The sequence below is a fragment of the Holophagales bacterium genome, from assembly GCA_016719485.1.
Classification (GTDB): Bacteria; Acidobacteriota; Thermoanaerobaculia; order UBA5066; family UBA5066; genus UBA5066.
In genome coordinates this window covers 556,163-581,490 of the sequence record JADJZB010000002.1, presented here as the reverse complement: position 1 = coordinate 581,490, position 25,328 = coordinate 556,163, and the positions used below count along the sequence as shown (strand labels likewise).

At 70.1% G+C, this 25,328-nt stretch carries 24 protein-coding genes and 2 tRNA genes; 16 read left to right on the top strand and 10 right to left on the bottom strand.

Annotated elements, in window-relative coordinates; all coding sequences use genetic code 11:
* Positions 1-4: 4 nt before the first annotated feature.
* The 4 genes from IPN03_02615 to IPN03_02600 are packed head-to-tail and all read right to left on the bottom strand — an operon-like array spanning position 5 to position 5,621.
* Positions 5-1,531 carry a YifB family Mg chelatase-like AAA ATPase gene (locus IPN03_02615; protein MBK9372644.1) on the bottom strand — a complete coding sequence of 509 codons (1,527 nt, stop codon included), beginning with the start codon at positions 1,529-1,531 and terminating at the stop codon, positions 5-7.
* Positions 1,532-1,541: 10 nt separating this feature from the next.
* Entirely contained in the window at positions 1,542-3,428 is a 1,887-nt protein-coding gene (locus IPN03_02610; protein ID MBK9372643.1) for a LysM peptidoglycan-binding domain-containing protein, read from the bottom strand.
* Between the two features lie 8 nt (positions 3,429-3,436).
* On the bottom strand, positions 3,437-4,804 hold the full coding sequence (locus IPN03_02605; GenBank protein ID MBK9372642.1) for a hypothetical protein: 1,368 nt from the start codon (positions 4,802-4,804) through the stop codon (positions 3,437-3,439).
* Between the two features lie 49 nt (positions 4,805-4,853).
* Positions 4,854-5,621 carry a DUF2520 domain-containing protein gene (locus tag IPN03_02600; protein MBK9372641.1) on the bottom strand — a complete coding sequence of 256 codons (768 nt, stop codon included), beginning with the start codon at positions 5,619-5,621 and terminating at the stop codon, positions 4,854-4,856.
* A gap of 145 nt (positions 5,622-5,766) precedes the next feature.
* On the opposite strand from IPN03_02600, the gene hrcA reads away from it, so the two are divergent.
* The 9 genes from hrcA (at position 5,767) to IPN03_02555 (ending at position 13,483) form a co-directional block, all read left to right on the top strand.
* Positions 5,767-6,846 (top strand): heat-inducible transcription repressor HrcA, encoded by a 1,080-nt coding sequence (hrcA, locus tag IPN03_02595; GenBank protein ID MBK9372640.1) that lies wholly within the window; start codon positions 5,767-5,769, stop codon positions 6,844-6,846.
* Positions 6,846-7,562: a nucleotide exchange factor GrpE gene (grpE, locus tag IPN03_02590; GenBank protein MBK9372639.1), complete on the top strand. Its 717-nt coding sequence runs from the start codon at positions 6,846-6,848 to the stop codon at positions 7,560-7,562. The genes hrcA and grpE overlap by 1 nt, the downstream gene beginning before the upstream one ends.
* A 20-nt stretch (positions 7,563-7,582) precedes the next feature.
* The gene (gene dnaK / locus IPN03_02585; GenBank protein MBK9372638.1) at positions 7,583-9,412 is read left to right on the top strand and encodes a molecular chaperone DnaK; all 1,830 of its coding nucleotides are present in this window, start codon (positions 7,583-7,585) and stop codon (positions 9,410-9,412) included.
* 16 nt (positions 9,413-9,428) lie between these two features.
* Positions 9,429-10,544: a molecular chaperone DnaJ gene (gene dnaJ / locus IPN03_02580; protein ID MBK9372637.1), complete on the top strand. Its 1,116-nt coding sequence runs from the start codon at positions 9,429-9,431 to the stop codon at positions 10,542-10,544.
* Positions 10,545-10,551: 7 nt separating this feature from the next.
* On the top strand, positions 10,552-11,361 hold the full coding sequence (locus IPN03_02575) for a 50S ribosomal protein L11 methyltransferase (GenBank protein MBK9372636.1): 810 nt from the start codon (positions 10,552-10,554) through the stop codon (positions 11,359-11,361).
* Positions 11,358-12,068, top strand: a complete 711-nt coding sequence (locus IPN03_02570; protein ID MBK9372635.1) for a 16S rRNA (uracil(1498)-N(3))-methyltransferase — start codon at positions 11,358-11,360, stop codon at positions 12,066-12,068. Before IPN03_02575 ends, IPN03_02570 begins: the two co-directional genes overlap by 4 nt.
* 49 nt (positions 12,069-12,117) lie before the next feature.
* Positions 12,118-13,056: a branched-chain amino acid transaminase gene (locus IPN03_02565; GenBank protein MBK9372634.1), complete on the top strand. Its 939-nt coding sequence runs from the start codon at positions 12,118-12,120 to the stop codon at positions 13,054-13,056.
* Between the two features lie 23 nt (positions 13,057-13,079).
* Positions 13,080-13,164, top strand: a tRNA-Leu gene (locus IPN03_02560).
* A 136-nt stretch (positions 13,165-13,300) separates the two neighbouring features.
* Positions 13,301-13,483 (top strand): hypothetical protein, encoded by a 183-nt coding sequence (locus tag IPN03_02555; GenBank protein ID MBK9372633.1) that lies wholly within the window; start codon positions 13,301-13,303, stop codon positions 13,481-13,483.
* Between the two features lie 139 nt (positions 13,484-13,622).
* Here IPN03_02555 and glpK read toward each other — a convergent pair whose 3' ends face one another.
* The gene (gene glpK, locus IPN03_02550; protein ID MBK9372632.1) at positions 13,623-15,380 is read right to left on the bottom strand and encodes a glycerol kinase GlpK; all 1,758 of its coding nucleotides are present in this window, start codon (positions 15,378-15,380) and stop codon (positions 13,623-13,625) included.
* Here glpK and rnc point away from each other — a divergent pair.
* Positions 15,291-16,010: a ribonuclease III gene (gene rnc / locus IPN03_02545; protein ID MBK9372631.1), complete on the top strand. Its 720-nt coding sequence runs from the start codon at positions 15,291-15,293 to the stop codon at positions 16,008-16,010. The two genes, glpK and rnc, sit on opposite strands and share 90 nt — an antisense overlap.
* A gap of 43 nt (positions 16,011-16,053) precedes the next feature.
* Here rnc and IPN03_02540 read toward each other — a convergent pair whose 3' ends face one another.
* Positions 16,054-17,403 carry a thioredoxin family protein gene (locus tag IPN03_02540; GenBank protein ID MBK9372630.1) on the bottom strand — a complete coding sequence of 450 codons (1,350 nt, stop codon included), beginning with the start codon at positions 17,401-17,403 and terminating at the stop codon, positions 16,054-16,056.
* 460 nt (positions 17,404-17,863) lie between these two features.
* Positions 17,864-18,745: a hypothetical protein gene (locus IPN03_02535; protein ID MBK9372629.1), complete on the bottom strand. Its 882-nt coding sequence runs from the start codon at positions 18,743-18,745 to the stop codon at positions 17,864-17,866.
* Positions 18,746-18,870: 125 nt separating this feature from the next.
* Here IPN03_02535 and IPN03_02530 point away from each other — a divergent pair.
* The 6 genes from IPN03_02530 to IPN03_02505 all read left to right on the top strand — a co-directional run bounded on the left by IPN03_02530 (position 18,871) and on the right by IPN03_02505 (position 23,019).
* Positions 18,871-18,946: transfer RNA gene (locus tag IPN03_02530), tRNA-Phe, on the top strand.
* 155 nt (positions 18,947-19,101) lie between these two features.
* Complete coding sequence (locus tag IPN03_02525) at positions 19,102-19,614, top strand: peptide deformylase (protein ID MBK9372628.1); 513 nt, start codon at positions 19,102-19,104, stop codon at positions 19,612-19,614.
* A 4-nt stretch (positions 19,615-19,618) separates the two neighbouring features.
* Positions 19,619-19,840, top strand: coding sequence for a (2Fe-2S)-binding protein (locus IPN03_02520; protein ID MBK9372627.1), 222 nt, complete (start codon positions 19,619-19,621; stop codon positions 19,838-19,840).
* A gap of 52 nt (positions 19,841-19,892) precedes the next feature.
* Entirely contained in the window at positions 19,893-20,594 is a 702-nt protein-coding gene (nuoB, locus tag IPN03_02515) for an NADH-quinone oxidoreductase subunit NuoB (GenBank protein MBK9372626.1), read from the top strand.
* Between the two features lie 401 nt (positions 20,595-20,995).
* The gene (locus IPN03_02510) at positions 20,996-22,330 is read left to right on the top strand and encodes an NADH-quinone oxidoreductase subunit D (GenBank protein MBK9372625.1); all 1,335 of its coding nucleotides are present in this window, start codon (positions 20,996-20,998) and stop codon (positions 22,328-22,330) included.
* A gap of 14 nt (positions 22,331-22,344) precedes the next feature.
* Positions 22,345-23,019 carry an NADH-quinone oxidoreductase subunit I gene (locus IPN03_02505; GenBank protein MBK9372624.1) on the top strand — a complete coding sequence of 225 codons (675 nt, stop codon included), beginning with the start codon at positions 22,345-22,347 and terminating at the stop codon, positions 23,017-23,019.
* A gap of 66 nt (positions 23,020-23,085) precedes the next feature.
* On the opposite strand, the gene IPN03_02500 is transcribed toward IPN03_02505, so the two are convergent.
* The 3 genes from IPN03_02500 to IPN03_02490 form a co-directional block, all read right to left on the bottom strand.
* The gene (locus IPN03_02500; protein MBK9372623.1) at positions 23,086-23,505 is read right to left on the bottom strand and encodes a hypothetical protein; all 420 of its coding nucleotides are present in this window, start codon (positions 23,503-23,505) and stop codon (positions 23,086-23,088) included.
* A 95-nt stretch (positions 23,506-23,600) separates the two neighbouring features.
* A complete protein-coding gene (locus IPN03_02495; protein ID MBK9372622.1) occupies positions 23,601-24,395 on the bottom strand; it encodes an SDR family oxidoreductase in 795 nt (264 codons plus the stop codon).
* 31 nt (positions 24,396-24,426) lie between these two features.
* Positions 24,427-25,287, bottom strand: coding sequence for a hypothetical protein (locus IPN03_02490; protein MBK9372621.1), 861 nt, complete (start codon positions 25,285-25,287; stop codon positions 24,427-24,429).
* Positions 25,288-25,328 lie beyond the last annotated feature (41 nt).

Genomic DNA, 25,328 nt, shown 5'->3' with positions numbered 1-25,328 from the left:
CGTTCTAGCGGTTGACGGGCGATGCGTTCGAGCGGTACCGGAGTGCCTCGGCGACGTGAGACGGTCCGGTCCCCGGCGCGCCCTCGAGATCGGCAATGGTCCGGGCGACCCGGACGACCCGCTGGTGGGCACGGGCGGACAGCGCGAGCCGGTCCATCGCCCTGGCCAGCAGGGCCGAAGCTTCCGGGGCGAGCGCGGCCGTCGCGCGAAGCCGGGCCGGAGAGAGCGCGGCGTTCGTGAGCCGCGCGTCGCCTGTCCGCGCCGCCTGTCGCGTTCTGGCCTTCTGGACCCTTTCCCTGACGGAGCTCGAGGGTTCCGGCGAAGCCTCCGCCGTGAGGTCGCTGGAGGGAAGGGCGGGCACCTCGACGTGGAGATCGATGCGGTCCAGCAGGGGCCCGGAGACCTTGCGCCGGTAGCGGGCCACGTCGTGCTCGGAACAGGTGCACGCTTTTCGCGGGTCTCCCCGAAAGCCGCACGGGCACGGGTTCATCGCCGCCACCAGGACGAACCGTGCCGGGAAGGTCCGGCTCCCGGAGGCGCGGGTCACGCGGACGACGCCCTCCTCGAGCGGCTCCCGGAGGGCCTCGAGAGCGTCCCGCCGGAACTCGGGCAGCTCGTCGAGAAAGAGGACCCCGTGATGGGCCAGCGAGAGCTCGCCGGGGCGAGGGTCGGAGCCGCCGCCCGAGAGGGCCGGAGCCGACGCGCCGTGGTGGGGTGAGCGGAATGGCCGGATGCGGAGGAGGCCCGAACCGGTGGGCAGCCGTCCGGCGGCGCTCCAGATCCGGGTCGTCTCCAGGGCCTCCTCGGGCGAGAGAGGTGGAAGGATGCCGGGGAGGCGCCTGGCGAGCATCGTCTTCCCCGAGCCGGGCGGGCCGGAGAGGAGGATGTTGTGTCCGCCGGCGGCAGCGATCTCGAGCGCCCTGCGAGCGAGCGCCTGCCCGCGGACTTCCCCGAGGTCGGGCTCGTCCGCGTCCGTCTCCGGTCGAGCCGGGGGGGGCTCGTACGGCGCCAGGAGCTCCCGGCCGGCCACGTGCGCGACCACCGCTCCGAGGTGAGGAGCCGACAGGACGACGACACCGGGGACGGCGGAGGCCTCGGCAGCGTTCTCAGGAGCGACGACGAGGCACCGTCTCCCGTCCGCTCGGGAAGCCTCGGCGATGGAGAGCACGCCCGGCACCGGCCTTATCTCCCCGTCGAGAGCGAGCTCCCCGACGAGCGTCAACCCCTCGAGACCCTCCGCAGGGACGTCGCCGGTGGCCGCCAGGATCGCCATCGCCACGGCCAGGTCGAATCCGGTCCCGCTCTTCGGCAGGTCTGCTGGAGCGAGGTTCACGACGACACTTCGCCCGGGGAGGGCGAGGCCGATCTGGCGAAGTGCCGAACGGATCCGTTCGCGGCTCTCCCGGACGGCAGCGTCGGGCAGACCGACGATCGTCAGGCCGGGAAGGCCCAGACCGATCGCCGCTTCGACGACGACGGGCAGCGCATCGAGCCCGACGAGCGCAGCGCTCCAGGCCCTCGCGACGGTCATCCGGATTCGATCAGCGGCCTTCGGCCTGGGGGACCGCGAGCCTCTGCCCGACCCGGAGGGTGTTCTTTCGCCCGATCCGGTTTTCCCGCCGCAGGTCCTGCACGCTGACGCCGTAACGGTTCGCGATCCGGTAGAGGGTGTCGCCCTTCCTGACCGTGTGCGTCGCCCGGCGTGCCGCGGCCGGGGCCTTCGCGGCGGGCTTTCGGCTCGACGAAGCGCTCCGCCCGGCCGGTTCGAAGCCGCTGGCGGGAATCTCGATCCGCGAGGGCAGCGGGGCAGGGGCTCGCATCGGCTGAGGAGCGACGGCGAAATCCTGCCCGAGGGAGGCGGCGTCGACGACGGCGGCCGACGGAGTCGGGAGCGCGCGGATCTCGCCCCTCTGTGGTTCGCCGATGGCGGCCGGGGCCTCTGCCGCTTCCGCGAGCGCCGCGGCCGGCGTCCGCGCCGGGACCCGGACGGGCACCACGAGGACGCTGCCCCTGCGGAGCTTCGCCTTCGCGCTGAGGTCGTTCGCCGCGCAGATCTCGGCCACGCTCGCCTTGTTGCGGGCCGCGAAGCGGGCGAGCGTCTCACCCCTGCGCACCGCGACGCGCCGTTCCCTGTACTCGGGCGCGGCGGGAATGCTGGTCAGGCGGGCGGCGAGAACGGCCCCCGCCCCCCTGGGAAGCCTGAGAGGGTAGGCCGAGGTGCCCCTTGGCGTGGTCCGGCCGCGGAGCTCGCCGTTGAGCGATTTGATCGTCTCAGGGCTGACGCCGATCTCCCGGGCGATCCGTGCGATCTCGACGGGACGGGGAACCTCCACGACGTCGAATTCGAGCGGCGGGTCCGGCACGACCTCGAAACCGAAACGGGCCGGGTCCTTGGCGATCAGGGCCGTTGCGATGAAGTAGGGAACGTAGTCGCGCGTTTCGCGGTGCAGGGCGTTTCGGTCGCGCAGCTCCCAGTAGTCCCTGGCCCCCGTTCTCTGGAGGCCGCGCAGGACGCGTCCCTCGCCGGCGTTGTAGGCCGCCATGGCGAGGTGCCAGTCTCCGAACATCTCGTAGAGGTCGCGGAAGTAGGCAGCAGCGGCGCGCGTCGACTTCACGGGATCGCTCCGCTCCTCGATCTCGCGCGTCGTCTTCAGGCCGTAGCGTTTACCGGTGCCGGCGATGAACTGCCAGTACCCCTTTGCCGCGGCACGCGAGTGCGCCTGCGACTTGAAGGCCGACTCGATCATCGCGATGTAGACGAGGTCCTCCGGGAGACCGTTCTCACGCAGGATCGAACGCATCAGGGGAAGGTACCGACCGCTCCGCTGGAGCGCCGCGGCGAACGCCTTCGGCGTCCGGAACTGGTAGTAGGCAACGGCGTTGAGAACCGCGTCGTTGACGACGATCGGGACGTCGAAGGCGAGGCTGGAGCCCGCTTCCTCGATCTCCCGGCGCGCCGTGGCGAGCTCGTCGGCCGTGGGTGTGCTGGTCTCCTGGGCGAGCAGCCCGTCCCGCTGTCCGGGATCGGAAGCGGCCTCGTCGTCTTCTGCGCCGGAGACCGACTCGTAGAGCCTCACGCTCTCCCAGAGCTGACCCGCGAAGGCGAGGTCCCCCGGGTTCTCGGGACGCATCGCCGTCCGGAACCCGTCGAGCGCCGCTTCGAACTCGATCCGGGCGCAGTCTGCGTCCCCCGCAATGGCGTGGGCCTTCCCGCGGTGGAAGCGGTCGCTCGCCTCCTGCCGCGGATCCGGGGGCGGACAGGGCGCGACGGCGTTCTCGGCCGCGACGGCGGCGGGGCGCGCAGAGACGGACGGGTTCGTCGACGACGAGCAGCCCATCGGGAGCAGGGATGCGAGAAGGCCGAAGGCGGGAAGCCACCCGCGGGAGTGGAGGCCGTGGCGGGCTCGTCCGATCGCTGTTGCCGTCACGTTGTCCGCTACTCCGCCTGAACGTTGAACCGCAGGGAGAGCAGGAGCTTCTGCAGGTCGGCCGAACTCGAAAGGTCGATGGAAAAACTGCTTTCGGTCGGCATGGGGCTGCCGGTTCCGTCGGAGAACTTGAGCTCGATCGTCACCTGTCGGCTCCTTCCCAGCACCTGGCGCGGGATCGTGAGGTCGAAGGACCGGGTGACGTCCTTCTTGTGATTCAGATTGGAAGCGAGGAGGTCGTCGATCGACGCGCCCGAGGCGCGGGGACGCCCCGCGTCGCTCCGGCTGCCGGGCCCTGAACCGGCGGACGCTTTCTGGGTCGAGATCTTGCGGAGCTTGTCGAGCTCCGAGAGGATGTCGACGCTCGAACGGACCTTGACGTGCTTGACGGCCGGCTCGGAGGGGGCGGGTGCCGAGCTCGCCGTCTCGCCGAAGCTGATGTCGGACGCCGGCTCATCGGCGGCCTGGACGTGAGCCGGCCCGGGTTCCGGCGTGGAGGTCGGCATCGAGAGAGCCGGGGCCTGGGCCTGGCCTCCTGTCCCGGACTCGGAGGTCGGTGCGCCGGGCTCGGCGAAGGACACCTCGGCGGATTGCTGCCGCGCGAGCTCGGAGAACCTGGCGAGCCGGTCGAGGGTGGCGGACGACGGAGGTGCCGAGCGGGTCTCCGCCGTCGATTCTGCCGGGAAGGCCCCGGAAGGGTTTCGCGCTTCCTCTGCAGCCGGCGCGGGAAGGCTCGCGGACGGGGTCGCCGGAGCTGCAAAGACAGCCGGCCGGCGGACGTCTCCCGACATCCGCGAACGCAGGGCCCGGAGAGTCAGCTTGGAGATTCCCTTCAGCGTCTCGAAGACGCCGGTCCCGTTCGCGGCGGAAGACTCGAAGGACTCGAACAGCCCGTCGGGATTCAGCGTCGCGCCGAGCTCCTCGACCGTGAGGATGTTGGAGAGGTCGCGCTTGTTGTACTGGAGGACGAGCGGGACCTCTTCGAGCCGGACGCCGATCTCGGCGAGGTTTTCCCTGAGGTTGCGGAAGCTCTCCTTGTTCGGTTCCAGCATTGGCCTTTGGGAGTCCGCCACGAAGACGATGCCGTCGACCCCCTTCAGGACGAGCTTCCGGGTGGTGTTGTAGAAGACCTGACCCGGAACGGTGTAGAGCTGCAGGCGGGTCTTGAAGCCTCCGATGACCCCGACGTCGATCGGGAGGAGGTCGAAGAAGAGGGTCCGGTCGGTCTCGGTCTCGAGCGAGACCATCTCGCCCCGGGCCGTGGGAGCGGTACGGCCGTAGATGACGTGGAGGTTGGTCGTCTTCCCGCACAGGCCTGGACCGTAGTAAACGATCTTGGCGGCCATCTGCATGGTGGCGTAGTTGAAGAAAACCATCTCTTATGTGTTGGGCCCGCCAGGCCTCCTCGTCAGTGAACGGGTGATTTTAGCATTCCGTCCCGCCCGGGCCGCCATGCACGAGTCGCCGCTGTTCCCGGAGGAGGGCCTCGTGGAGGGCGACTCGCCCGGCGTCCCAGGCGAGAAGTGCCCGGCGGTGCCTTTCGAGAGTCGCTTCGTCGCCGCGAGCGACGGGCCCGGTGAGCGCGGCCTCGGGACCCAGGCGGAGGGCCTCTTCGAGCGCAGACCTGAGGAGCGGCCCGAGAGCTCCGAGCGCGTCCCCGGGGGTGAGCCCCGCGCCGACGAGCGCATCCCTCGAAGCGGCGACGAGGCCCGTCAGGCCGTTTGCGCCGAGCGCGGCCGCGAGGTGGTAGAGGGGGCGCTTCCCGGACGAGATGGTGAAGGGATGCCCTCCCAGGGCGAGGGCGAGGAGCTCGGCGGCGGCGAGACCGGGACCCGAGCCGTCGATGGCGAAAGCGATCCCCTCAAACCGCCCGGAGTCGGCGGCGGAGCCCGCGAAGGTCTGGAGAGGATGGCAGGACCCGGTCGCAAGGCCAAGCCGGGCGAGCGGTGCGAGGGCGTCGGCGCTCTGAGCGCCCGAGTGGTGGATCGCCACGGTGTCGGCGGGGAGTCGCGAAGCGACCTCGGCCAGAGCGGCCACCACCCCTGCGAGGGCGTCGTCGCGGACCGCGAGGAGCAGGTCGACGCCCGGCCCGGCATTTCGGGCCGCCGAGACGACCCCGGCCGGGCGGACGGAAGTTTCCCGTCCCGAGACGACGGCGGGCGAGGCTCCGGCCCTTTCCAGGGCGGAAGCCAAAGCCCTCCCGACGCGGCCTTTCCCGACGACGACCGCGCGGGGCGGGAGGGGTCTGACTGCTATCATCTCGCGTCGCCAGCGGGCAGGCCGGGGTCACCCGTCACGGTGCGGGATCGTCCGGGGCCCGTGGAGCGTACGTTAGCGCATGGAGGGGGCGGACGACGGCATGAACGGCGCGTGGAGCCAGCTCGACCAGCGGTCGCGGGAGGTTCTCGCTTCCGTGGTCGGGGCCTACATCCTGAGCGCGGCGCCCGTCTCGTCCCGGCTCCTGACCAGGAGCGGCAGCTTCTCCCTTTCCTCGGCGTCCCTGCGTAACGCGATGGCGGAGCTCGAGGATCTCGGGTACCTCACGCACCCGCACGCCTCGGCAGGCCGGGTCCCCACGGACCTCGGGTATCGGACGTACGTCAAGGAGCTCATGACGGCGCGGCCGCCCGGTCTTGCGGAGAAGGCGAAGATCGCCAGCGGCCTCGGATCGGAGCCCTTCGAGCTGGAACGGTTCCTCCACGCCACCTGCCGGGTCCTCTCGGAGCTGACCGGCGAGGTCGCCGTCGTGGCGGCGCCCGACTCGGCTCACGTCGTTCTGCGTTCCGTCCACTTCACGCGCGTCGCCGAGCGGAAGGTCGTCGTCGTGACGGTGTCCGGTGAAGGGCTCGTCGGGAGCCGCCTGATCGAAACACGCGAGGATTTCTCGCCCGAGGCGCTCCAGTCGGCGTCGAACCGTCTCACCGCAGAGTACGCGGGCCGGACACTCCTCGAGATCCGGACCTCGCTCGTCTCGGCTCTCCAGGAGGAGAAAGTGCGGTTCGACGCGGAGATCGCGCGGGCACTCGAGCTTGCGGGCCAGGCCTTCGCGGACGAGAAGACCGGCGGAGAGACGCTCGTGGTGGAAGGAGCCGGGACCATCCTCGAGAAGCCCGAGTTCCAGCGCGACGTCGATTCGCTTCGACGGATGTACCGTGCGCTGGAGGAGGAGGCCAGGCTCGTGGACCTCCTGACGGACTGTCTTGCCGGCGGCAGCCAGCCGGCCGTTCTCATCGGCTCGGACTCCGCTTTCACGGAAGAGACCCAGACGGCGGTGGTCGTGACGGCCTACAAGAGCGGCGACCGGGTCCTCGGCGCTCTCGGAGTCATCGGTCCGCGGCGGATGGAATATCCTCGGGTCGTCCCGCTGGTCGAGGAACTCGGGCGCTACGTGACGATGCGCCTGTCGGAGGGTGTGTGATGGCCGAGAACGACGGACACCCGGTCCCGCCGGAAGACGAAGTCGTCTATCTGGACGAGGACGGGGGCCCGGAGGACGTGGCGAACGCCCTCGAGGCGGCCGAGCGCGCGGTCGCCGCGGTCGAGGAACGGCATCGGACGTCCCCGCACGGCATACGGCCGGTGCCGGGCGGACCGGATCCCGGAGCGGAGGAAGCCGCGCCTTCCACGGCCCCTTCGGGGCGCCTGGAGGAAGAGCGCGAGCGCGCACTCCTGGCCGAGGAAGAGGCCGGGCGCCTGCGGGAGGCGCTCCTCAGAAAGGCGGCCGATTTCGAGAACCTCAAGAGGCGGGCCGAGCGCGACAAGGCCGACTACGTCAAGTACGCGTTGACCGAGACGATGCGCGACCTCGTCGGCGTTCTCGACAATCTCGATCGGGCCCTCACACACGCTCCCGCGTCCGGCTCGGACGATTTCCGGGCGGGGGTCGAGATGATCGCGCGCCAGCTCTCGGAGGTCCTCCGCAAGTACGGGGTGACCGAGATCGCCGCCCTCGGCACGCCCTTCGATCCGCAGTTCCACGAGGCGATGATGAGGGGCGAAGCGTCCGACGTGCCGCCGGGGACCGTCATCGAGGTCTTCCAGAAGGGCTACGTCCTGAACGAGAGGCTGCTGCGCCCCTCCATGGTCAAGGTATCGGCGCTCGCGGCCGGCCCTTCAGAACTGGCCCGGGCGTGAGCAGGATGGGGAGGTAGAGAGTGGGAAAGGTCATCGGCATCGATCTCGGGACGACCAACTCCTGCGCGGCCGTCATCGAGCTCGGGGCGCCGCAGGTCATTCCGAACCGGGAAGGCGCCCGGACGACCCCCTCGATCGTCGCCTTCACCGAGGACGGGGAGCGGCTCGTCGGCCAGATCGCCAAGCGGCAGGCCATCACGAATCCGACGCAGACGATCTACGCCGTCAAGAGGCTCATCGGCCGCAAGTGGGACGACGCCGAGATCCAGCACGCCCGCGAGCACCTTTCCTACCCCATCGTCCCCGCCCCGAACGGCGACGTGAAGATCCGGGTCAGGGACCGCGACTACGCCTCCGAGGAGATCGCCGCCTTCGTCCTGCGTGAGCTCAAGGAGTTCTGCGAGGAAGCGGTGGGGGAGGAGATCCGGGAGGCGATCATCACCGTCCCGGCCTACTTCGACGACTCGCAGCGGCAGGCGACGCGCGACGCGGGCCGGGTCGCCGGCCTCGAGGTCCTCCGGATCATCAACGAGCCGACGGCGGCGTCGCTGGCCTACGGTCTCGAGCGCGGGCGGAAGAACGAGACGATCGCCGTCTACGACCTGGGCGGCGGCACGTTCGACATCTCGATCCTCAAGATCGACCAGGGGATGTTCGAGGTCCTCTCCACCTCGGGCGACACCTACCTCGGCGGCGAAGACTTCGACCGGGCCATCATGGACTGGCTTCTCGCCGACTTCCTCGTGCAGACGGGCATCGACCTCCGCCAGGACCGTCTCGCCCTGCAGCGCCTCAAGGAGGCGGCCGAGAAGGCCAAGTGCGAGCTCTCGACGACGCAGGAGACGACGATCGGGCTTCCGTTCATCGCGTCCGACGCGGGGGGGCCGAAGCACATCAACCGGGTCCTGACACGCGACCAGTTCGAGGCGCTCGTCGGCGACCTCGTGGAGCGGACGGCGGGACCCTGCCGCAACGCGCTCGAGGCCGCCGGGCTGACCCCCGACCAGGTCGAGAACGTCATCCTCGTCGGCGGTCAGACGCGGACGCCGAAAGTGCAGCAGATCGTCGAGTCGATCTTCGGCCGTCCGCCGAACCGGTCGATCAACCCGGACGAAGTCGTCGCCATCGGCGCGGCCATCCAGGCGGGGGTCCTGCAGGGCGAGATCAAGGACGTCGTCCTCCTCGACGTGACGCCCCTTTCCCTCGGCGTCGAGACGCACGGTGGCATCTTCGTCAAGGTCATCGAGCGCAACTCGACGATCCCGACCAAGAACTCGATGGTCTTCACGACCGTCAGCGACAACCAGTCGACGGTCGAGATCCACGTCCTGCAGGGCGAGCGCGAGATCGCCCGCGAGAACAAGTCTCTCGGGAAGTTCGACCTCGTCGGCATTCCCCCGGCCGCCCGGGGGGTCCCCCAGATCGAAGTGACGTTCGCCATCGATTCCTCGGGAATCGTGAACGTCTCCGCCCGCGACATGGCCACGGGCCGGGCCCAGGGGGTCCAGATCAACCCCGCCGGCGGCCTCTCGCAGGGCGAGATCGACCAGATCATCCAGGAGGCCGAGGAGAACAAGAACGCCGACCAGAAGCGCAAGGCGGTCCGCCAGCTCAAGAACAAGCTCGAAGGGCAGATCACCGGCAACGAGCGGGTCTTCCGCGAGTTCGGAAAGCTCCTCAACACGGACGAGCGCGACCGCGTCGGCCGCACCCTCCAGCACGCCCGGGAGGTCCTGACCGCCGAGGAGCGGACCGAGATCGACAACGCCCTCCTCGACATGCAGGGGGTCTCGCGGATCCTGACCGCGGCGATGCTCTACAAGGGCGGCGACAGCAGCGAGAAGGAATAGCCTCGAAAGGCCCCAGGTGAGCACGACATCCCGCGACCTCTACGAGGTACTCGGCGTCGCCCGCGACGCCACGACGGACCAGATCAAGTCGGCGTACCGAAAGCTGGCTCTCAATCACCACCCCGATCGCAACCCCGGGAACTCCGAGGCGGAGCAGCGGTTTCGGGAGGCGGCAGAGGCGTACTCGATCCTCTCCGATCCCGAGAAGCGGTCCCGTTACGACCGCTACGGGCACGAAGGGACGCGCGGGTCCGGCGGATTCGACCCGAATGCGTTCGTCGACTTCGCCGACATCCTCGGAGACTTCTTCGGGATGGGCTCCGGCGGCGGACGCCGCGGGCGCCGGACACCGGGAGAAGACCTGCGCGCCGACCTGACTCTGACCTTCGAGGAGGCGGCCTTCGGCGTCGAGAAGAGCCTGCCGATGCGCCGCTACGAACGCTGCGAGGCCTGCCACGGCACGGGCGGAAAGGGCGGGAGCGGGACCGTCTCCTGCGGTGTCTGCCGGGGCCGGGGCCGCGTCCAGTTCCGACAGGGCTTCTTCGCCATGGAACGGCCCTGTCCCGAGTGCCAGGGGGCCGGCGAGAAGGTCAAGGACCCCTGCCACGACTGCCAGGGCGAGGGCCGGACCCTCCGCGAGCGCACGCTCACGATTGCGATTCCTGCCGGCGTCGACACCGGAGCACGGCTGCGTCTCTCGGGCGAGGGAAACCACGGCCGGGCCGGAGGACACGCCGGAGACCTGTACGTCGTCCTGTCGGTCGATCCCCACGAGCAGTTCAGGCGCGAGGGGTACGACGTCGTCCTGACGTGGGCCGTTCCCTACCCGGTCGCCGTCCTCGGCGGATCGTGCAACGTCCCGACGCTCCATGGCGACGAAGAGGTCGAGATCCCTGCCGGGACGGCCGCGGGACGGGCCTTCACACTTCGCGGAAAGGGGATCCCGCGCGTCGACGGGCGCGGGCGCGGCGACCAGCACGTCGTCGTCACCATCCGGGTCCCGAAGAAGCTGTCGTCAGAGCAGAAGAAGGCCGTTCAGAAGCTGGCCGACGTGATGAAGGAAGAGGCGGGCTCCCCGACGCGCGAGGAGAAGGGCTTCCTCGAGAAGCTCCGGGACCTCTTCTCCGCCTGAAGCGGCGATGCCCGGAGCCCTTCGATTCTCGCTTCCTCCCGCCGCCGAACCGGCGCTCGAGGAAGCTCTCGCGGACCTCTTCGTCTCGTGGACCGTCCGCGCGGGGTCTCTCTCCGTGTGGGTCTCGGAAGGGGAGGCCCGCGAAGTCGAGCAGCGGCTGGAGCTTGCGGGCATCGCGATCCTCGGACGAGAAGCCGAGCCCGAGAGGGACTGGGTCGCCGACGCGGCAGCCCTCCAGCGGCCGGTCGCGGCGGGCGGGCTCGTCCTCGATCCCCACGATCCGCCCTCGGCGGACCCCGGCGGTCGCCAGCGGCTTCTCCTCCCGGCGGAACGGGCGTTCGGAACCGGCTCGCACGAGTCGACCCGCCTGGCCCTTCGCCTTCTCCTGTCGTCGGTCCCTGCGGGGGGAACCGTCCTCGACGTCGGTTGCGGCGCGGGAACGCTCGCTCTCGCGGCGAAGATCGCCGGCGCCGGCCGGTCCTTCGGATTCGATCTCGACCTCGAAGCGCCTCTTGCCTCGCGCGTGAACGCACGCAGGAACGCCATCGACGGGTGCGCCTTCTGGGGAGGGCTCCTCGAGAGCCTCTCGCCCGCCGCGCGTTTCGACCTGATCGTCGCGAACATGCTGCACGAGGAGGTCGGCCCGCTGCTCCCGGGGCTCGCGTCGCTCCTTCCCCCGGGTGGGGTTTTCGTGACCTCCGGTCAGCTCGTGGCGCGGGAGGAGGAGTTCCTCCGGCTTCTCGAGGGTGCGGGACTGCGTCCGCGGGAGCTCGCCTCCGAAGGCGAGTGGCTCGGAACGCTCTCGGTACATCCGTGAGCTCCGCGCCGCGGGTCCTCGTTCCCGGAGCCCGCCTGCAGGCAGGGGAGCGGATCGTCCTCCCGGACGCGGAGGCCCGCCACCTCAAGGTCTCCCGCGTCCGACCGGGCGGGGAGATCGTCCTTCTGGACGGAGCCGGTCTTCGCGCCGAGGCACGCCTGTCGACGGACGGCCGGGAGGCCGTCGTGCGGGAGCTCGTACCGGTGCGGGGCGAACCGATTCGCCGCGTGACCGTCCTCCTCGGCGTGGGAGAGCTGGCCCGCGTGGAGTGGGCCGTGGAGAAGGGAACCGAATGCGGCGCCGCTCGGTTCGTGCTCGTCGTGGCCGCCCGCTCCCAGGGGCCTCACGTCGCCGCGGCCGCCGCAAAACTCGACCGGCTCCGCCGGATCGCGGCCGAAGCGGTGAAGCAGTGCGACCGGACCGTCGTTCCCCAGATCCTCGCCCCGCAGTCTCTCGCCACCGCCCTCGGTCTCTGCGATGGGCCGATCTTCGTCGCCCGTCCGGGCGCACCCCGGCTCGCCGCCGGCGTGGTTCCCGCCGTCGACGTGGCCGTAGCCGTGGGACCCGAGGGGGGCTTCGATGCCGACGAGGAACGCCTTCTCGACGAGGCGGGGGCGATCCCGTTCGGCCTCGGAGGCCGGATCCTGCGCCTCGAGACGGCGGTGGTCGCCGCCCTCGTGAGCCTGGTCGACGACGACGCACCCTGAGCCTCGCCGGCCGGAGTGCGGCGGATATCATCCGCCCGAGGAGGGGTCGATGGCCTTCGAAGACGTCAAGAAGATCTGGATGAACGGCAAGCTGGTGGATTTCGCAGACGCGAAGGTCCACGTCTTCACGCACGCCCTCCACTACGGCTCGGGAGTTTTCGAGGGGATCCGGTGCTACCGCACGGCGCGGGGACCCGAGGTCTTCCGTCTCGAGGAGCACCTCGACCGCCTCTTCTGGTCCGGGAAGATGTACCGGATGGAGATCCCCTGGACGCTCGAGCAGCTCAAGGCCGCCACGCTCGAGACGATCCGGGCCAACGGGTTCGAGGCGTGCTACATCCGGCCCCTCGCCTACCGGGGCTTCGGCATGCTGGGCGTGAACCCGTTCCCGAACCCGGTCGACGTGATGATCGGCTGCTACCCGTGGGGCAAGTACCTCGGCCCCGAGGCGATGGAGAAGGGCGTCGACGTCTGCTGCTCGTCGTGGACGCGCCTCGGCGCCAACACCATGCCGGCGATGGCCAAGTCGACGGCGAACTACGCCAACAGCCAGCTCATCAAGATGGAGGCGATCGTCAACGGATACGAGGAGGGGATCGCCCTCGACGACACCGGGCGCGTCTCGGAGGGCTCGGGCGAGAACCTCTTCGTCGTCTGGAAGGACCGCGTCTACACGCCGCCGTTCTCCTCGTCGGCCCTCCCGGGCATCACCCGAAACTCGGTCATCCGGCTTGCGGCCGAGATGGGGATCACGGTCGAGGAGCGGGCGCTGCCGAGGGAGATGCTCTACGCGGCCGACGAGCTCTTCTTCACGGGCACCGCGGCCGAGATCACGCCGATCCGCTCCGTCGACCGGATCGTCGTCGGCGCGGGCCACCGGGGCCCGCTCACGGCGAAAATCCAGCAGGCCTTCTTCGACCTCGTCGAGGGGAAGGTGGAAGACCGGTTCGGCTGGCTCACGCCGGTCGGAAAGGGCGTTCCGGCCTGAGACGCAGAGGTTTTCCTCGGAGGGCCGGAGTGGCGGAACGGCAGACGCAGGGGCCTTAAAAGCCCCAGGCCTGTAAGGGCCGTGAGGGTTCGAATCCCTCCTCCGGCAATGCGCCGAATCGCTTCCCGCGCACCAGGGTGAGGGCGAGGGCCGTTCCGGGTACGCCAGGGACGGGCTCGACGGCCCGCGGCCATCTGGTCCGGATGTTGCGAGCCAGCCGATCGGAGCGTGAGGAACAATGAACATGAAGCTGTCTGCCCGGGCGAACGCACCGAAGCTCGGCACCTGGATCGTCTGCCTGGTCCTGTTCGCCGTCGCGCTCGCCGCCCGCTTCGCCGTGATCCAGCCCGGAGCCACGGTCGCAACGTGGTCCTGGATCCTGGGCTTCGGCCTCCTGCTGGTCGCGTGCCGCTACAGGGGACTCTGAGGCACGACCGCGGCCCGGGCGGATCCGTTGTAGGGCGTACATGCGGCATTGAAGGGCCTTCAGCGGGTAGTGGATCCCGGGGCGCCGCGAGGTTCCGTAGGTCAGTGACCCGCAAGTCCGCGGGGCGCCGCACCGCAAGCTACTCCTCCGGCTCCTCCCACCCGCGGGAGCGCCCCAGCGCCCGCTGCCAGCCGGCGCGGAGGCGGGCGACGGACCCGGAGGGCATGGCGGGTTCGAAGCGGCGCTCCTCCTGCCACTGCTCGCGGATGTCCGCTTCGCTCTCCCAGAAGCCCGTGGCGAGCCCGGCGAGGTAGGCCGCGCCGAGGGCGGTCGTCTCGAAGACCCGCGGCCGGACCACGGGGACGCCGAGGATGTCCGCCTGGAACTGCATCAGGAGGTCGTTGACGGCGCCGCCTCCGTCCACCCGCAGCTCGCTGAGGTCGATGCCGGAATCGGCCTGCATCGCCTCCAGGACGTCGGCCACCTGGAAGGCGATCCCTTCGAGGGCCGCGCGGGCGAGGTGGCCAGCGGTGGTGCCTCGCGTGAGTCCGACGATCGTCCCGCGCGCGTACGGGTCCCAGTGCGGGGCGCCCAGGCCGGCGAAGGCCGGCACCAGGTAGACGCCGCCGTTGTCCGGGACCGAGGCGGCGAGCGCCTCGACCTCGTCCGAGGAGCGGATCAGCTTCAGCCCGTCGCGCAGCCACTGGACCACGGCGCCCGTGATGAAGACGCTTCCCTCGAGCGCGTACTCGGTCCTCTCGCCGATCCTCCACGCCACCGTGGTCAGCAGGTTGTGCCGCGAGGGGACGGCCGCCTCTCCGGTGTGCAGCAGCAGGAAGCACCCCGTGCCGTAGGTGTTCTTGACCATGCCGCGTTCGGTGCACCGCTGGCCGAAGAGGGCCGCCTGCTGGTCGCCGGCGATCCCGGCGATCGGGATCGGCCGCGAGAGGAGCGGAGCCGCAGTGTGGCCGTAGACCTCGCTGCTCGGGCGCACCTCGGGAAGCATCGCGCGCGGGACGCCGAGCACGTCGAGCAGCTCGGCGTCCCAATCGCCGGTGTGGATGTCGTACATCAGGGTCCGGCTGGCGTTCGACGCGTCGGTGACGTGGAGCGCGCCGCCCGTCAGCTGCCAGGCGAGCCAGCTGTCCACGGTGCCGAAGCAGAGCTCGCCGCGCTCGGCCCGCTCCCGGGCCCCCTCGACGTGGTCGAGGATCCAGCGGACCTTCGTGCCGGAGAAGTACGAGTCGAGGACCAGCCCGGTCTTCCGGCGGAAGAGGGGCTCGTGGCCGGCCTGCCGGAGGCGGTCGCAGAGCCCCGCGGTGCGCCGGTCCTGCCAGACGATGGCGTTGTGAACGGGCCGCCCGCTCCCGCGCTCCCAGACGATCGTCGTCTCGCGCTGGTTCGTGATGCCGATCGCGGCGAGGTCGCCCGCCGAGAGCCCGGCGCGCGTGACGGCCTCCGCCGCGACGCCGGCCTGCGACGACCAGATCTCGGCGGGGTCGTGCTCGACCCAGCCGGGCCGCGGGAAGATCTGGGTCAGCTCCTTCTGCGCGGAGGCGACGATGCACCCCTGGCGGTCGAAGACGATCGCGCGGGAGCTGGTGGTCCCCTGGTCGAGGGCGAGGACGTACTTCGTCAAGGTCTCTCCTGGCGGACGGAGCCGTTGGCGCAAGGGATGATCGCATCCGGGAGCCCCTCGCCCCCGGGCTCGACCGTCGATGTCTCGGCGGGATTCTGCTCGCTGGCTTTCGGTCGGGACCAGGTGGCCGGCCGAGACGCGGCGCTCGTCCTTCGCTACGATCCCCCCGTGACACGCGACGAGCAGCTGACTTCTCTCGAGGAGGCCCTCGGGTACCACTTTCGCGACCGTGCGCTCCTGGACCGGGCGCTGACCCATTCCTCCTACGCGAACGAGGCGCCGAGGTCGGAGGCGGTCAAGGACAACGAGACGCTCGAGTTCCTCGGCGACAGCATCCTCGGTTTCCTCGTGGCCGAGATGCTCTTCGAGGCGTTTCCGGGGTTCCGCGAGGGGCAGCTGTCGAAGGCGCGCTCGCACCTCGTGTCGGAGCCGAGCTTCGCGCGGCTCGCGCGGGAGCTGGGGATCGGCGAGGCGCTGCTGCTGGCGGCCGGGGAGAGCCGGTCGGGGGGGCGCGTGCGGGAGTCGCTCCTGGCCGACGCGTTCGAGGCGGTCTTCGCGGCGATCACGCTGGACGCGGGACTGGGCACCGCACGGGACGTCGCGCGACGGCACTTTGCCGCTGCCGTCGCGGAGCTCGACCCCGGAGAGCTCTCGTTCCACGACTACAAGACGGCGCTGCAGGAGCTCGCGCAGGGGGAGGGCAAGCCGCTTCCGTCCTACCGGCTCCTCTCGGAGAGCGGACCCGACCACCTGAAGGAGTTCGTCTTCGAGGTCGTCTACGACGAGGACATCTCGGCGAAGGGCTCGGGCGCGACGAAGAAGGAAGCGCAGCGGCGGGCCGCGAAGGCGGCGCTGGCCATCAAGCTGGGACGCACGACGAAGGCCTGAATGCGTCCCCGGGGAGCGCCGGGCGTCGCTCCCCGGGGAACCCTCACTTCGGGAATCGCGACAGGAAGGCGCCCGGCTTCTCGAACTGGACGACCCGCGGCTTCGATTCCTTCCCGTCCGGGCCGAGGAAGACCATCGTCGGCACGCCCTGGATGTTCCACTTCGTCCGGAGGGCGGAGACCTCCGGAGAAGCGCTCTTCGTCAGGTCCGCTTTGAGCAGCACCCAGCCTTCGAGCGCCTGTCTCACGCCCGCGTCGGTGAAGGTGAACTTCTCGAGCTCCTTGCACGGCAGGCACCAGTCCGCGTAGAAGTCGATGACGACCGGCTTGCCCGCCGCGGCCGCCTCGGCGAGGGCGGCGTCGGAGTAGGGCTGGAAGGCGAGGGCCTCGCCCTTCTTCGCAGGGAGGACGAACGGCACGGCCGCAGCCAGGAGCGCGATGCCGACGACGCGCTTCGTCCACCGGAACCAGCCGAGGGAGGAGCCCGTCCTCTCGAAGAAGAGGAACCAGACGCCTCCGGCGATCAGCGGGATCGCGACGGCGAACTCGAAGACGCGCTCGGGGAGGAGCGGGCGGAGGAACCAGGCCGCGAGGGCGACGAGGAGGAATCCGAAGACCTTGCGGACGGCGATCATCCACTCGCCCGACCGCGGCATCGCCTTGAGGCTGCCGGAGACGGTGCCGAGGACGAGGTAGGGAAGGCCGAGGCCCATCGCGAGCGTGAAGAAGAGGCCGAAGCCGAGCGCGGCCGAGCCCTGCTGGGCGACGTAGGTCAGGAGCGACAGGACGAACGGCCCGATGCAGGGCGCCGCGACGAAGCCGACGAAGAGGCCCATCGTGAGCGCACCGGCGACCCCGGCCTTGCTGCCGGTCCGGTCGGTGATGAAGTGCGGGGCCTGGAGCTCGTAGAGCCCGAACATCGAAAGGGCGAGCGCGAGGACGATGAGGGCGATGACGACGAGGACGGCCGGCTTCTGCAGCCAGGAGCCGAAGAGGGAGCCGGAGAGGGCCGCGAAGACGCCGAGCGCGGAGTAGGTGACGCTCATCCCGAGGACGTACGCGAGCGCGAGGCCGAACGTGCGGCTCGTCTTCCCCTCGCTCTGGCGCGAGAAGAACCCGACGGTGATCGGTATGAGGGGTAGACGCAGGGGGTCAGGTTGAGGGCGAGGCCCGCGAGGAAGACGAGGCCGAGGATGGCGGGGAGGGAGCGGCCGGCGAAGGGGCCGGAGTCGGCCGGCGGGGACGGTTCGGTTCCCTCGGCTGCGGGGGCGGCGCCGTCGGCCGTGCGGGCCCCGGCGAGCGGAAAGAGCGCGGCGTTCGCCGCGGTGACGGTCGTTCCTGCCGGCGCGACCTCGATCTCGAGCGTCGCCTCCGCCTGGGCCGGGGCGAGGCACTGGGCGTCGTTGCAGGGCTGGTAGTCGAGGGTGGCCCGCAGAGTCCTGGGCCCGGGGAGGGCGTCGGCTCCCGCCGTCCCCTCCACGACGATGACGGTCTCGCCGTCGAAGAGGGCGAGCGGCTTCTCGGAGAAGGGGAGCTTCTGCTCCTTGTGGGCGGGGTAGGCGGGGGCGGCGAACGAGAGTCCCTCGACCGGCACCACGGCCGCCTCCGTCGGGATGAGGTAGTCCTCGAGCGGCTTGTCGGAGTTGACGTGCCATCCCGGCGCGATCGTGGCCACGATGGCGAGCCGGAAGGGCTGCCCCGCGACGAGCCTGTCCGAGCCGGCCGCGAGCCGAAGCATGACGACAGGGGAGGACCCGGGATCCTGGGCCGCCAGGGACCCCGAGGCGAGGAGGACGAGAAGACCGGCCGCGGCGAGGAGCCGACGGAGAGGGGGACGCGTCATCGGGGGCTCCTTCAGGGCTTCGCGCCGTCGAGCGCCTCGATGAGGGCCTCGACGTCCTTGCGCATCGGGGACTGGGGGTGCTTCTGGAGGAAGGCCTTCAGGTGCGCCCTGGCTTTTTTCCGTTCTCCCCGGCCGATCTCGACGTCCGCGAGGCGAAGGTCGGCCTGCTCGGCGAGGGTGGGGTTCTTCGTCGTTGCGAGAATCTGCTTCAGCGCCTTCTCGGCGTCGTCGAACCGCCGATCCTCGAGCGCGATGCCCGCGAGGTAGGCGAGCGACCGCTCGCGGAGCTCCGCAGGCGCCTTCTCGTCGGCCGCGATGCGCTCGAACCGCTCCCTGGCCATCGCGTCGCCGGCGCGGCGGTAGGCCTCCTCGCCGACGGCGAACAGGGCGGCCGGGTCGTTCGGGGTCTTCTTCTCGACGTCCAGCTTCCTGCGGAACTCGTTCCAGGCCCGTTCCGAAGCGACGAACTTCTCCATCCAGAGCGCCTGGCTCGACCCGCCCTCGTGCCTGCCGGCGAGAAGGAGATCCGGTGTGAGGACGAGCCACGCAGGCACGCGCCGGAGGCCGAAACGCTGGGCGAGGCGCTGCCCGTCGGACGATGCGCGGTCGAGGACCACGGGGACCTTGTCCCGCATGAACGACCGGAAGGACGCGGAGGGATAGATGAGCTTCTCCATCCGAACGCACTCCGGGCAATCGGCGCTTCGAAGCTCGACGAAGACGCGGCCTTCCCGCATCGCCCGCGCCCGCTCGACGGCGTCGTCGAGAGTCGCCGCCCACACGGGGTTTTCGTCCTGGAGGCGCGAGGCCGCAGGAGGTGTCCCGGTCTCCTGCGCGAGGAGGACGGGGGAGAGGAACAGGACGGGGGCCAGGAGGAATCTCGGAATGCGCATCATTTCGTCTCTTGTTTGTGACGCGGCGCGGGGCGGCCGCGTTGACTATTCTAGCGGCCGCCGGTATAACGCCGGGCGTCGCGTCGAGGGCCTGTCCGCAAGGTACATGCCGCGGCGTGCCGGGTGCCCAGGTAGCTCAGCTGGTAGAGCACGCGCCTGAAAAGTGCGGTGTCGACGGTTCAACTCCGCCCCTGGGCACCATCTCTTTCCCTCCCCGGACGGCCTCCCGGGCCGTCGTGACGCTCTCCAGGGTACGCGGTCTCCGGGGGCGCTGTTCGCGGTCCCCAGGCCCCCCCCGGGTTCGGAGAGGGGCGGGACCCCGGACTGCTCCTAGAATCCCCTCTCGGGAGGGCGACTTGGCGATTCTCAAGGTGATGAAGCTCGGTGCGGACGTCCTGCGTCGCCCGGCGACCCAGATCGAGCCGAAGGACCTGAAGCGCGGGCGCTTCCGGGGGCTCTTCGACGACCTGCGCGAGACGATGGTCGAGTACTCGGGGACGGGGCTCGCCGCTCCCCAGGTCGCGGCTGGGGTCCGCGCGTTCCTCTACATGGTCGAGCCCGCCGGCAAGCGCGGGACCGGCCTCGAGGTGCCCCCGACGATCCTCGTCAACCCCTCGTTCGAGGTGCTCGACCCGAAAGAGGTCGAGGACTGGGAGGGTTGTCTTTCCGTTCCGTTTCTCGCTGCCCGGGTCCCCAGGCCGAAGAAGGTCCGCGTCCGGGCGCTCTCCGAGACGGGGAGACCCGTGGACTTCGTCGCTGAGGACTTCCATGCCCGGGTCGTTCTGCACGAGAACGACCACCTCGACGGGGTGGTCTACCTCGACCGGGTGAAGGACCGAGCCTCCATTCGCTACACGGTCGACTTCTGACTCCATGGACGACGCCCCCGTTTCCGAGAAGCACGCCCGGATCCTGCTGAAGTACAAGCCCGTCTGCATCTGCAACGGGATCAAGTACCCCCGCGTGGCCGACGCCATCGCCAGGGGCGCCCGGAGCGTAGAGGAAGTGGCGCAGGAGACCGGTTGCACGACCGGCTCCTGTCACGGGGAGCGCTGCGTCCCCGTCATCCTCGAGATGCTCGACGGAAAGCGCTGAGGCGCCTTTACAATCGACTTCGTGAACGGTTTCACGAGCACCGGGGGGTGAGATGAGCGACAAGAACGTACCTCTTCCGGCGGCGCGGATCGCGCCGCCGCTCGCGCCGGGAGTCCCGTCGACCGTGGGGACCGACTTCCTCACGACGAAGCTCGACGCGCTCGTCCAGTGGGCCCACAAGAACTCGCTCTGGCCGATGCCGTTCGGGACGGCCTGCTGCGCCATCGAGTTCATGTCGTCGGTCTCGTCCCACTACGACCTCGCGCGGTTCGGAGCCGAGGTCGTGAGGTTCTCGCCGCGCCAGGCCGACCTGATGATCATCGCGGGCACGATCACCGACAAGCAGGCGCCGATCCTCCGGAAGATCTACGACCAGATGCCCGAGCCGAAGTGGGTCATCTCGATGGGCGTCTGCGCCTGCACGGGAGGCTTCTACCGCGCCTACCACGTCGTTCAGGGCGTCGACGAGATCGTCCCGGTCGACGTCTACGTGGCGGGGTGTCCTCCGACCCCGGAGAACCTGATCCACGGACTGATCGAGCTGCAGAAGCGGATCCAGTCGGGAGAGCTGGCCCGGCACCGGGAGGCGAAGACCTACGTCCCGATCCGCGTCGGCACCGACCCGCAGGTCGAGTCGCTCCCCGCCTGGTCGAATGCGGTCATGGCGCCTGGCAGGTCTCACGGCCGGGAGTTCCCCGAGATGGCCGAGTCGGCCGAGGCCGAGGCTGAGGCCGAGAAGGGGAGCAAGGCGTGAGCGCGACCCTCTCGGCGACGGGCGGCGTCTCCTTCGCCCCGGTCCTCGAACGGAAGTTCCCGGACGGCGCGGTTTCCGTCGAGCGGCGTCCTGCCGCCGACGTCCCGACCGTCGTCGCGGCCCCCGGGGCCTTCCACGAAGCGGCGCGCTTCCTGCGAGACGACCCGTCCACGGCCTACGACATGCTTCTCGACCTCGTCGCGGTCGACAGGCTCAAGCTCGATGGTCCGCCTGAGCTCCGGGGCGACGAGCGGTTCCAGCTGAACGCCCTCCTCTACTCGACGAAGCGCAACGAGCACCTGCGCCTGCGGGTCGCGCTTCCGGCGGCCGACCCTCGCCTCCCGACTCTGACCGAGGTCTGGCCCGCGTCGAACTGGTTCGAGCGCGAGGCCTGGGACCTGATGGGGATACGGTTCGACGGGCACCCGAATCTCGCCCGCCTCCTGACGCACAACGGCTTCGTCGGCCATGCCCTTCGCAAGGACTACGAAGCCGGGCAGCGCTGGCTCTGCACCGACGAGGACGTTCTCCAGACCGCCCTCGCCGCGAAGTCCGACCTCCCGGAGGACGTCTTCGAGACGATGACGCTCAACTTCGGGCCGTCGCACCCTTCGACGCACGGCACGCTCCGGATCGTCCTCAGGGTGGACGGCGAGCGGATCGTGGCGGCCGAAAGCGAGTGCGGGTACCTGCACCGCTGCTTCGAGAAGATGTCGGAGACGCACACGTACACGCAGGTGATCCCCTACACGGACCGCCTGAACTACTGCTCGCCGATGATCAACGGCAACGGGTATGCCCGGGCCGTGGAGCAGATGCTCGGAATCGAGATCCCGGCCCGGGCGAGGGCGGTCCGGGTCGTCCTGTCGGAATTCTCGAGGATCATGGACCACATGGTCTGCATCGGGGCGAACCTCGTCGACCTCGGCGGCCTGACGACGTTCTGGTACTCCTATCAGGCGAGAGAAGAGATCTACTCCCTCCTCGAGGCCTGCTGCGGGGCGCGGCTCACGTCGAGCTACGCGCGCATCGGGGGGCTCTCCCTCGACGTGCCCGACAACTTCGTCGAGTGGTGCCGGACGCTCGGCAAGAGCGTCACGACGCACATCCGGGAGGTCGAGACCCTCCTGACGAAGAACCGGATCTTCCAGAAGAGGATGTCGGGGACCGGCGTCGTGACGAAGGAGCAGGCGATCGCATGGGGCTTCACGGGTCCCTGCCTCCGGGCATCGGGCGTCGGCTACGACGTCCGCAAGGACAAGCCGTACGACGGTTACGACGAGGTCGACTTCGACGTCCCCGTGACGACGGCAGGCGACAACTACTCGCGCTACCTCGTCCGGATGGAGGAGATGAGGCAGTCGCTCCGGATCATCGAGCAGGTCGTCGCCAAGCTCCCCGGAGGGCCGGTCGTCTCCGACGACTACCGCGTCGTCCTCCCGCCGAAGGAGATGGTCTACAACGAGATGGAAGGGCTCATCTTCCACTTCAAGAACGTCTTCGAGGGGATCCAGGTGCCGGCAGGAGAGATCTACTCGTACACGGAGGGGGCGAACGGGGAGCTCGGCTACTCGATCGTCTCCGACGGGAGCGGGCGCCCCTACCGCGTGAAGGTGCGCCCCCCCTGCTTCCCGCTCTTCGCGGCCTTCGAGAAGATCATCATCGGCGGCATGGTCTCCGACTCGGTGGCCACGCTCGGGACGCTCAACATCATCGCCGGCGAGCTGGACCGGTAGGAGAGGGAGACGACATGCCCGGAAGAGTCGTCACGATTCAGCCCCACGAGCCGACGCTCGGCGAGAGGCTCTACCTGCCCCTGCTGCAGGGAATGGCACTGACGCTGAAGAAGTTCGTCGCGAACGTCTTCACGCCGAAGACGCGGCCGACGATCGAGTACCCGGAGCAGCGGCGTCCGTACTCCGACCGCTACCGGGGCCGCCACATCCTCAAGGCGCGCGAGGACGGCACGCTGAAATGCGTCGCCTGCTACATGTGCGCGACGGCCTGCCCGGCCGACTGCATCCACATCGAGGCGGGGGAGCACCCGAACCTGGCCTACGAGAAGTACCCGACGGTCTTCGAGATCGACCTCCTGCGCTGCGTCATGTGCGGGTTCTGCGTCGACGCCTGCCCGAAGGACGCCATCTGGATGACGAAGGACTACGAGATGTCGTACTTCTCGCGGAAGGACGCCGTCTACGGGATTCCCGAGCTGACGGAGAAGCCTTCGGACACCGGTGCGGGCGGCCCCGGGTACGGCTACCGGCCTTACTACGGCGCGAGCCCGGCGAAGAAGGCGGGGCAGTTCGAGCCCTCCGGCCTGTCGCTCCTCCCGATGACGCTGGCGCGCAACGCCGCGATCAACCGGGTCCCGCCGCCGCCTCCGAAGCCCCAGGCGCCGGCGACCGCAAAGCCTGCAACTTAGTCGGGGCGAGCTCACCGGAACGGACGAACGCCCCGGAAGCTCCGGGGCGTTACCGTCTCCGTCGGCCTACCAGATGATGCGGGCGCCGAGTCGCAGCTGGTAGGGACGCCCGGAGGCGTCGATCGGCTTCCAGTCGCCTCCCGAGCGGGGACGGGTGTCGTTCGACTCGATCTTGGGGTCTGGAGCCAGGACCCGGAGGACGGCCTCGTTCACCTCGACGGCGAGGCGGACGCGCGGCTCTCCCGAAGGACCGGGGCCACCCAGCGTGAACACCGAGTCGGAGTCACCGGGGAGCCGGACGAGGCTCTCTCCCTTCGTCGTGTCGAACCCCGCGAGGGGTGCCGAGGATTCGAGGGCGGGGGGGGCGGCGTAGAGCCGGAACTGCTGAGGGAGACCTGCCGGAAGCTCGATCCGGGGCTGGCCGAGCGCCACGGCTGCGCCTGCGAGGGACAACACCACGACAAGGGGCCCGCGCAGACGGCTCACGGACTCGATTGTCCTCCCGGCCGGAGGATTCCGCACGGATTTCCGGAGACCGGGCGCGCCGTGTGCCGCAGGAGACGCCCGCGTCGCACGGAACGTCAGTGGAGAAACGAACCTCCATTGAGCCCCAGGGCGGTGCCGTTGGCGTAAGGAGCCAGCGGGGAGAGGTAGAAGAGGATCGCCCGGGCGCAGTCCTCGGCGGTCGCGATGCGCCCGAGCGGGATCTCCGCCTCGATCTCCGCCTTCCGCACGTCGACGTCGGGACGTGCCATCTCGGTGTCGACCCAGCCCGGGCATATGGAGTTCGCCGTGATGCCGTGCGACCCCTCGTTCCGGGCCAGGCAGCGCGCGAGGCTGACCATCCCGGCTTTCGAGACGGCGTAGCTCGCCGCGTCGGTCTCGGCGCGGAAGGCCGCCCGGGAGGCGACCATGACGATCCGCCCGAAGCGGGCGGCGCGCATCGCCGGGAGCGCCAGGAGCGTCAGGTGCGCCGCCGACTCGAGGTTCACGCTCTGCGTCGTCCTCCAGCGGGAGAGGAAGGCGGCGTCGTCGGTCTCCTCGAAGGGATTCCTCACGTAGATCCCGGCGTTGTGGACGAGGAGCAGCGGGCTACCGAGAGTGGCCACGACCTCGCGGTGGAGGCGCCGGCGTTCGTCGTCGCTGCCGAGCTCGGCCTGGAACACGGCCGCCTGCAGCCCGCCGGATCGGGCGATACCGTTTGCGACCTCCTCGGCCTCCGTGCGGCTCTTCCCGAAGTGGATCGCCACCCGGGCATTGCAGCGTCCGAGAAGGCTCGCCGTGGCGGCGCCGATGCCGCGGGAGGCGCCCGTGACGAGGGCGACGCGGCCCTCGAGGTCGAGGAGAGGGGAGACGGAGGAAGTCGTCGCGTCCATCCGCGGAGTCTCGCACCGCGGACCCGGGGCGTCAGCCTCCCGCGCGCACGCGGGCCAGTGAGCCGAGCGCGCCTGTGAACTCACCGAGGGGGAGGAAAGAGGCCTGGGCTCCGACGAGGGCCGTGACGTTGCCGAGAATCTCGACGAGGAGGGGGTTGTTGCGGAGCGTGGAGCCCGCGTAGAGGACGTCGGGCCTGCGGCGGGGGGGGGCGTCGTCGGCGGAGGTGGCGAGGGCGACGGCGATCTGCCCGGCGAGGAGGGCGACGTTCTCGCCGACCAGACCGAGGAGGGCGTGGGCGACGTCGTCGGCCCGCGGCTCGTGGGCCTTGCCGAAGTTCGCCGCCGTCAGGTCGGGGACGAGGGCGATTCCCCCGGGCTTGTAGAGGTCGCCGACGAGGAGGTCGACGTGTCGCCGGTCGCCTGTCGCGGCGAGGGCGACGAGGCGGTCGTGGTCGTCCGTCCCGAGAAGAAGCCGGCCGAGGCCCCGGAGCGTCCCGCCGCCGAGCGCGGTTCCGCCCACGCGGGCGACGGCGCCGTCCCCGCCCATGCGGAGGATCGACGTCCCCGTCCCGAGGCTCACGAGGAGGTGCGGATGGGCGAGGGCGAGACCGGCGCGGCTGGTGAGGAGCGGCTCTCCCGCTCCCCAGGAGGCGAACTCGTCGACGACGGTGACGTTTCGTGTCTGGCCGAGCCTGTCGGCCAGCGCCGAAGAGCCGCCACCCGTGGCGGCGACGTGGCGGAGCGAGTGGCGGAGGAGAAAGGCGTCCAGGAGGCGCTCGTCCCCCGCCGGGGCGACGAACGTCTCGAACGAACCGAGAGGCAGTTCGGCCGGAACGGCGACGGCCTTCACGAGCGTGGCTCCCAGGTCGACGCCGGCATCCCAGAGGCTCATCGGTGGGGATTGTCTCCCGGTGGGCCGCGGACGGGGGCCGC

Bases quoted from the DNA above. Each gene is read 5' to 3' on its own strand.
- hrcA (MBK9372640.1), top strand. From the start codon at position 5,767: ATGGAGGGGGCGGACGACGGCATGAACGGCGCGTGGAGCCAGCTCGAC.
- nuoB (MBK9372626.1), top strand. From the start codon at position 19,893: ATGAGCGACAAGAACGTACCTCTTCCGGCGGCGCGGATCGCGCCGCCG.
- IPN03_02505 (MBK9372624.1), top strand. From the start codon at position 22,345: ATGCCCGGAAGAGTCGTCACGATTCAGCCCCACGAGCCGACGCTCGGC.
- grpE (MBK9372639.1), top strand. From the start codon at position 6,846: ATGGCCGAGAACGACGGACACCCGGTCCCGCCGGAAGACGAAGTCGTC.
- IPN03_02605 (MBK9372642.1), bottom strand. From the start codon at position 4,804: ATGGTTTTCTTCAACTACGCCACCATGCAGATGGCCGCCAAGATCGTT.
- IPN03_02535 (MBK9372629.1), bottom strand. From the start codon at position 18,745: ATGCGCATTCCGAGATTCCTCCTGGCCCCCGTCCTGTTCCTCTCCCCC.
- IPN03_02565 (MBK9372634.1), top strand. From the start codon at position 12,118: ATGGCCTTCGAAGACGTCAAGAAGATCTGGATGAACGGCAAGCTGGTG.
- IPN03_02510 (MBK9372625.1), top strand. From the start codon at position 20,996: ATGGGGATACGGTTCGACGGGCACCCGAATCTCGCCCGCCTCCTGACG.
- IPN03_02520 (MBK9372627.1), top strand. From the start codon at position 19,619: ATGGACGACGCCCCCGTTTCCGAGAAGCACGCCCGGATCCTGCTGAAG.
- glpK (MBK9372632.1), bottom strand. From the start codon at position 15,380: ATGGGTCAGCGCCCGGTCCAGGAGCGCACGGTCGCGAAAGTGGTACCC.
- IPN03_02575 (MBK9372636.1), top strand. From the start codon at position 10,552: ATGCCCGGAGCCCTTCGATTCTCGCTTCCTCCCGCCGCCGAACCGGCG.
- IPN03_02615 (MBK9372644.1), bottom strand. From the start codon at position 1,531: ATGACCGTCGCGAGGGCCTGGAGCGCTGCGCTCGTCGGGCTCGATGCG.
- IPN03_02490 (MBK9372621.1), bottom strand. From the start codon at position 25,287: ATGAGCCTCTGGGATGCCGGCGTCGACCTGGGAGCCACGCTCGTGAAG.
- IPN03_02495 (MBK9372622.1), bottom strand. From the start codon at position 24,395: ATGGACGCGACGACTTCCTCCGTCTCCCCTCTCCTCGACCTCGAGGGC.
- IPN03_02555 (MBK9372633.1), top strand. From the start codon at position 13,301: ATGAAGCTGTCTGCCCGGGCGAACGCACCGAAGCTCGGCACCTGGATC.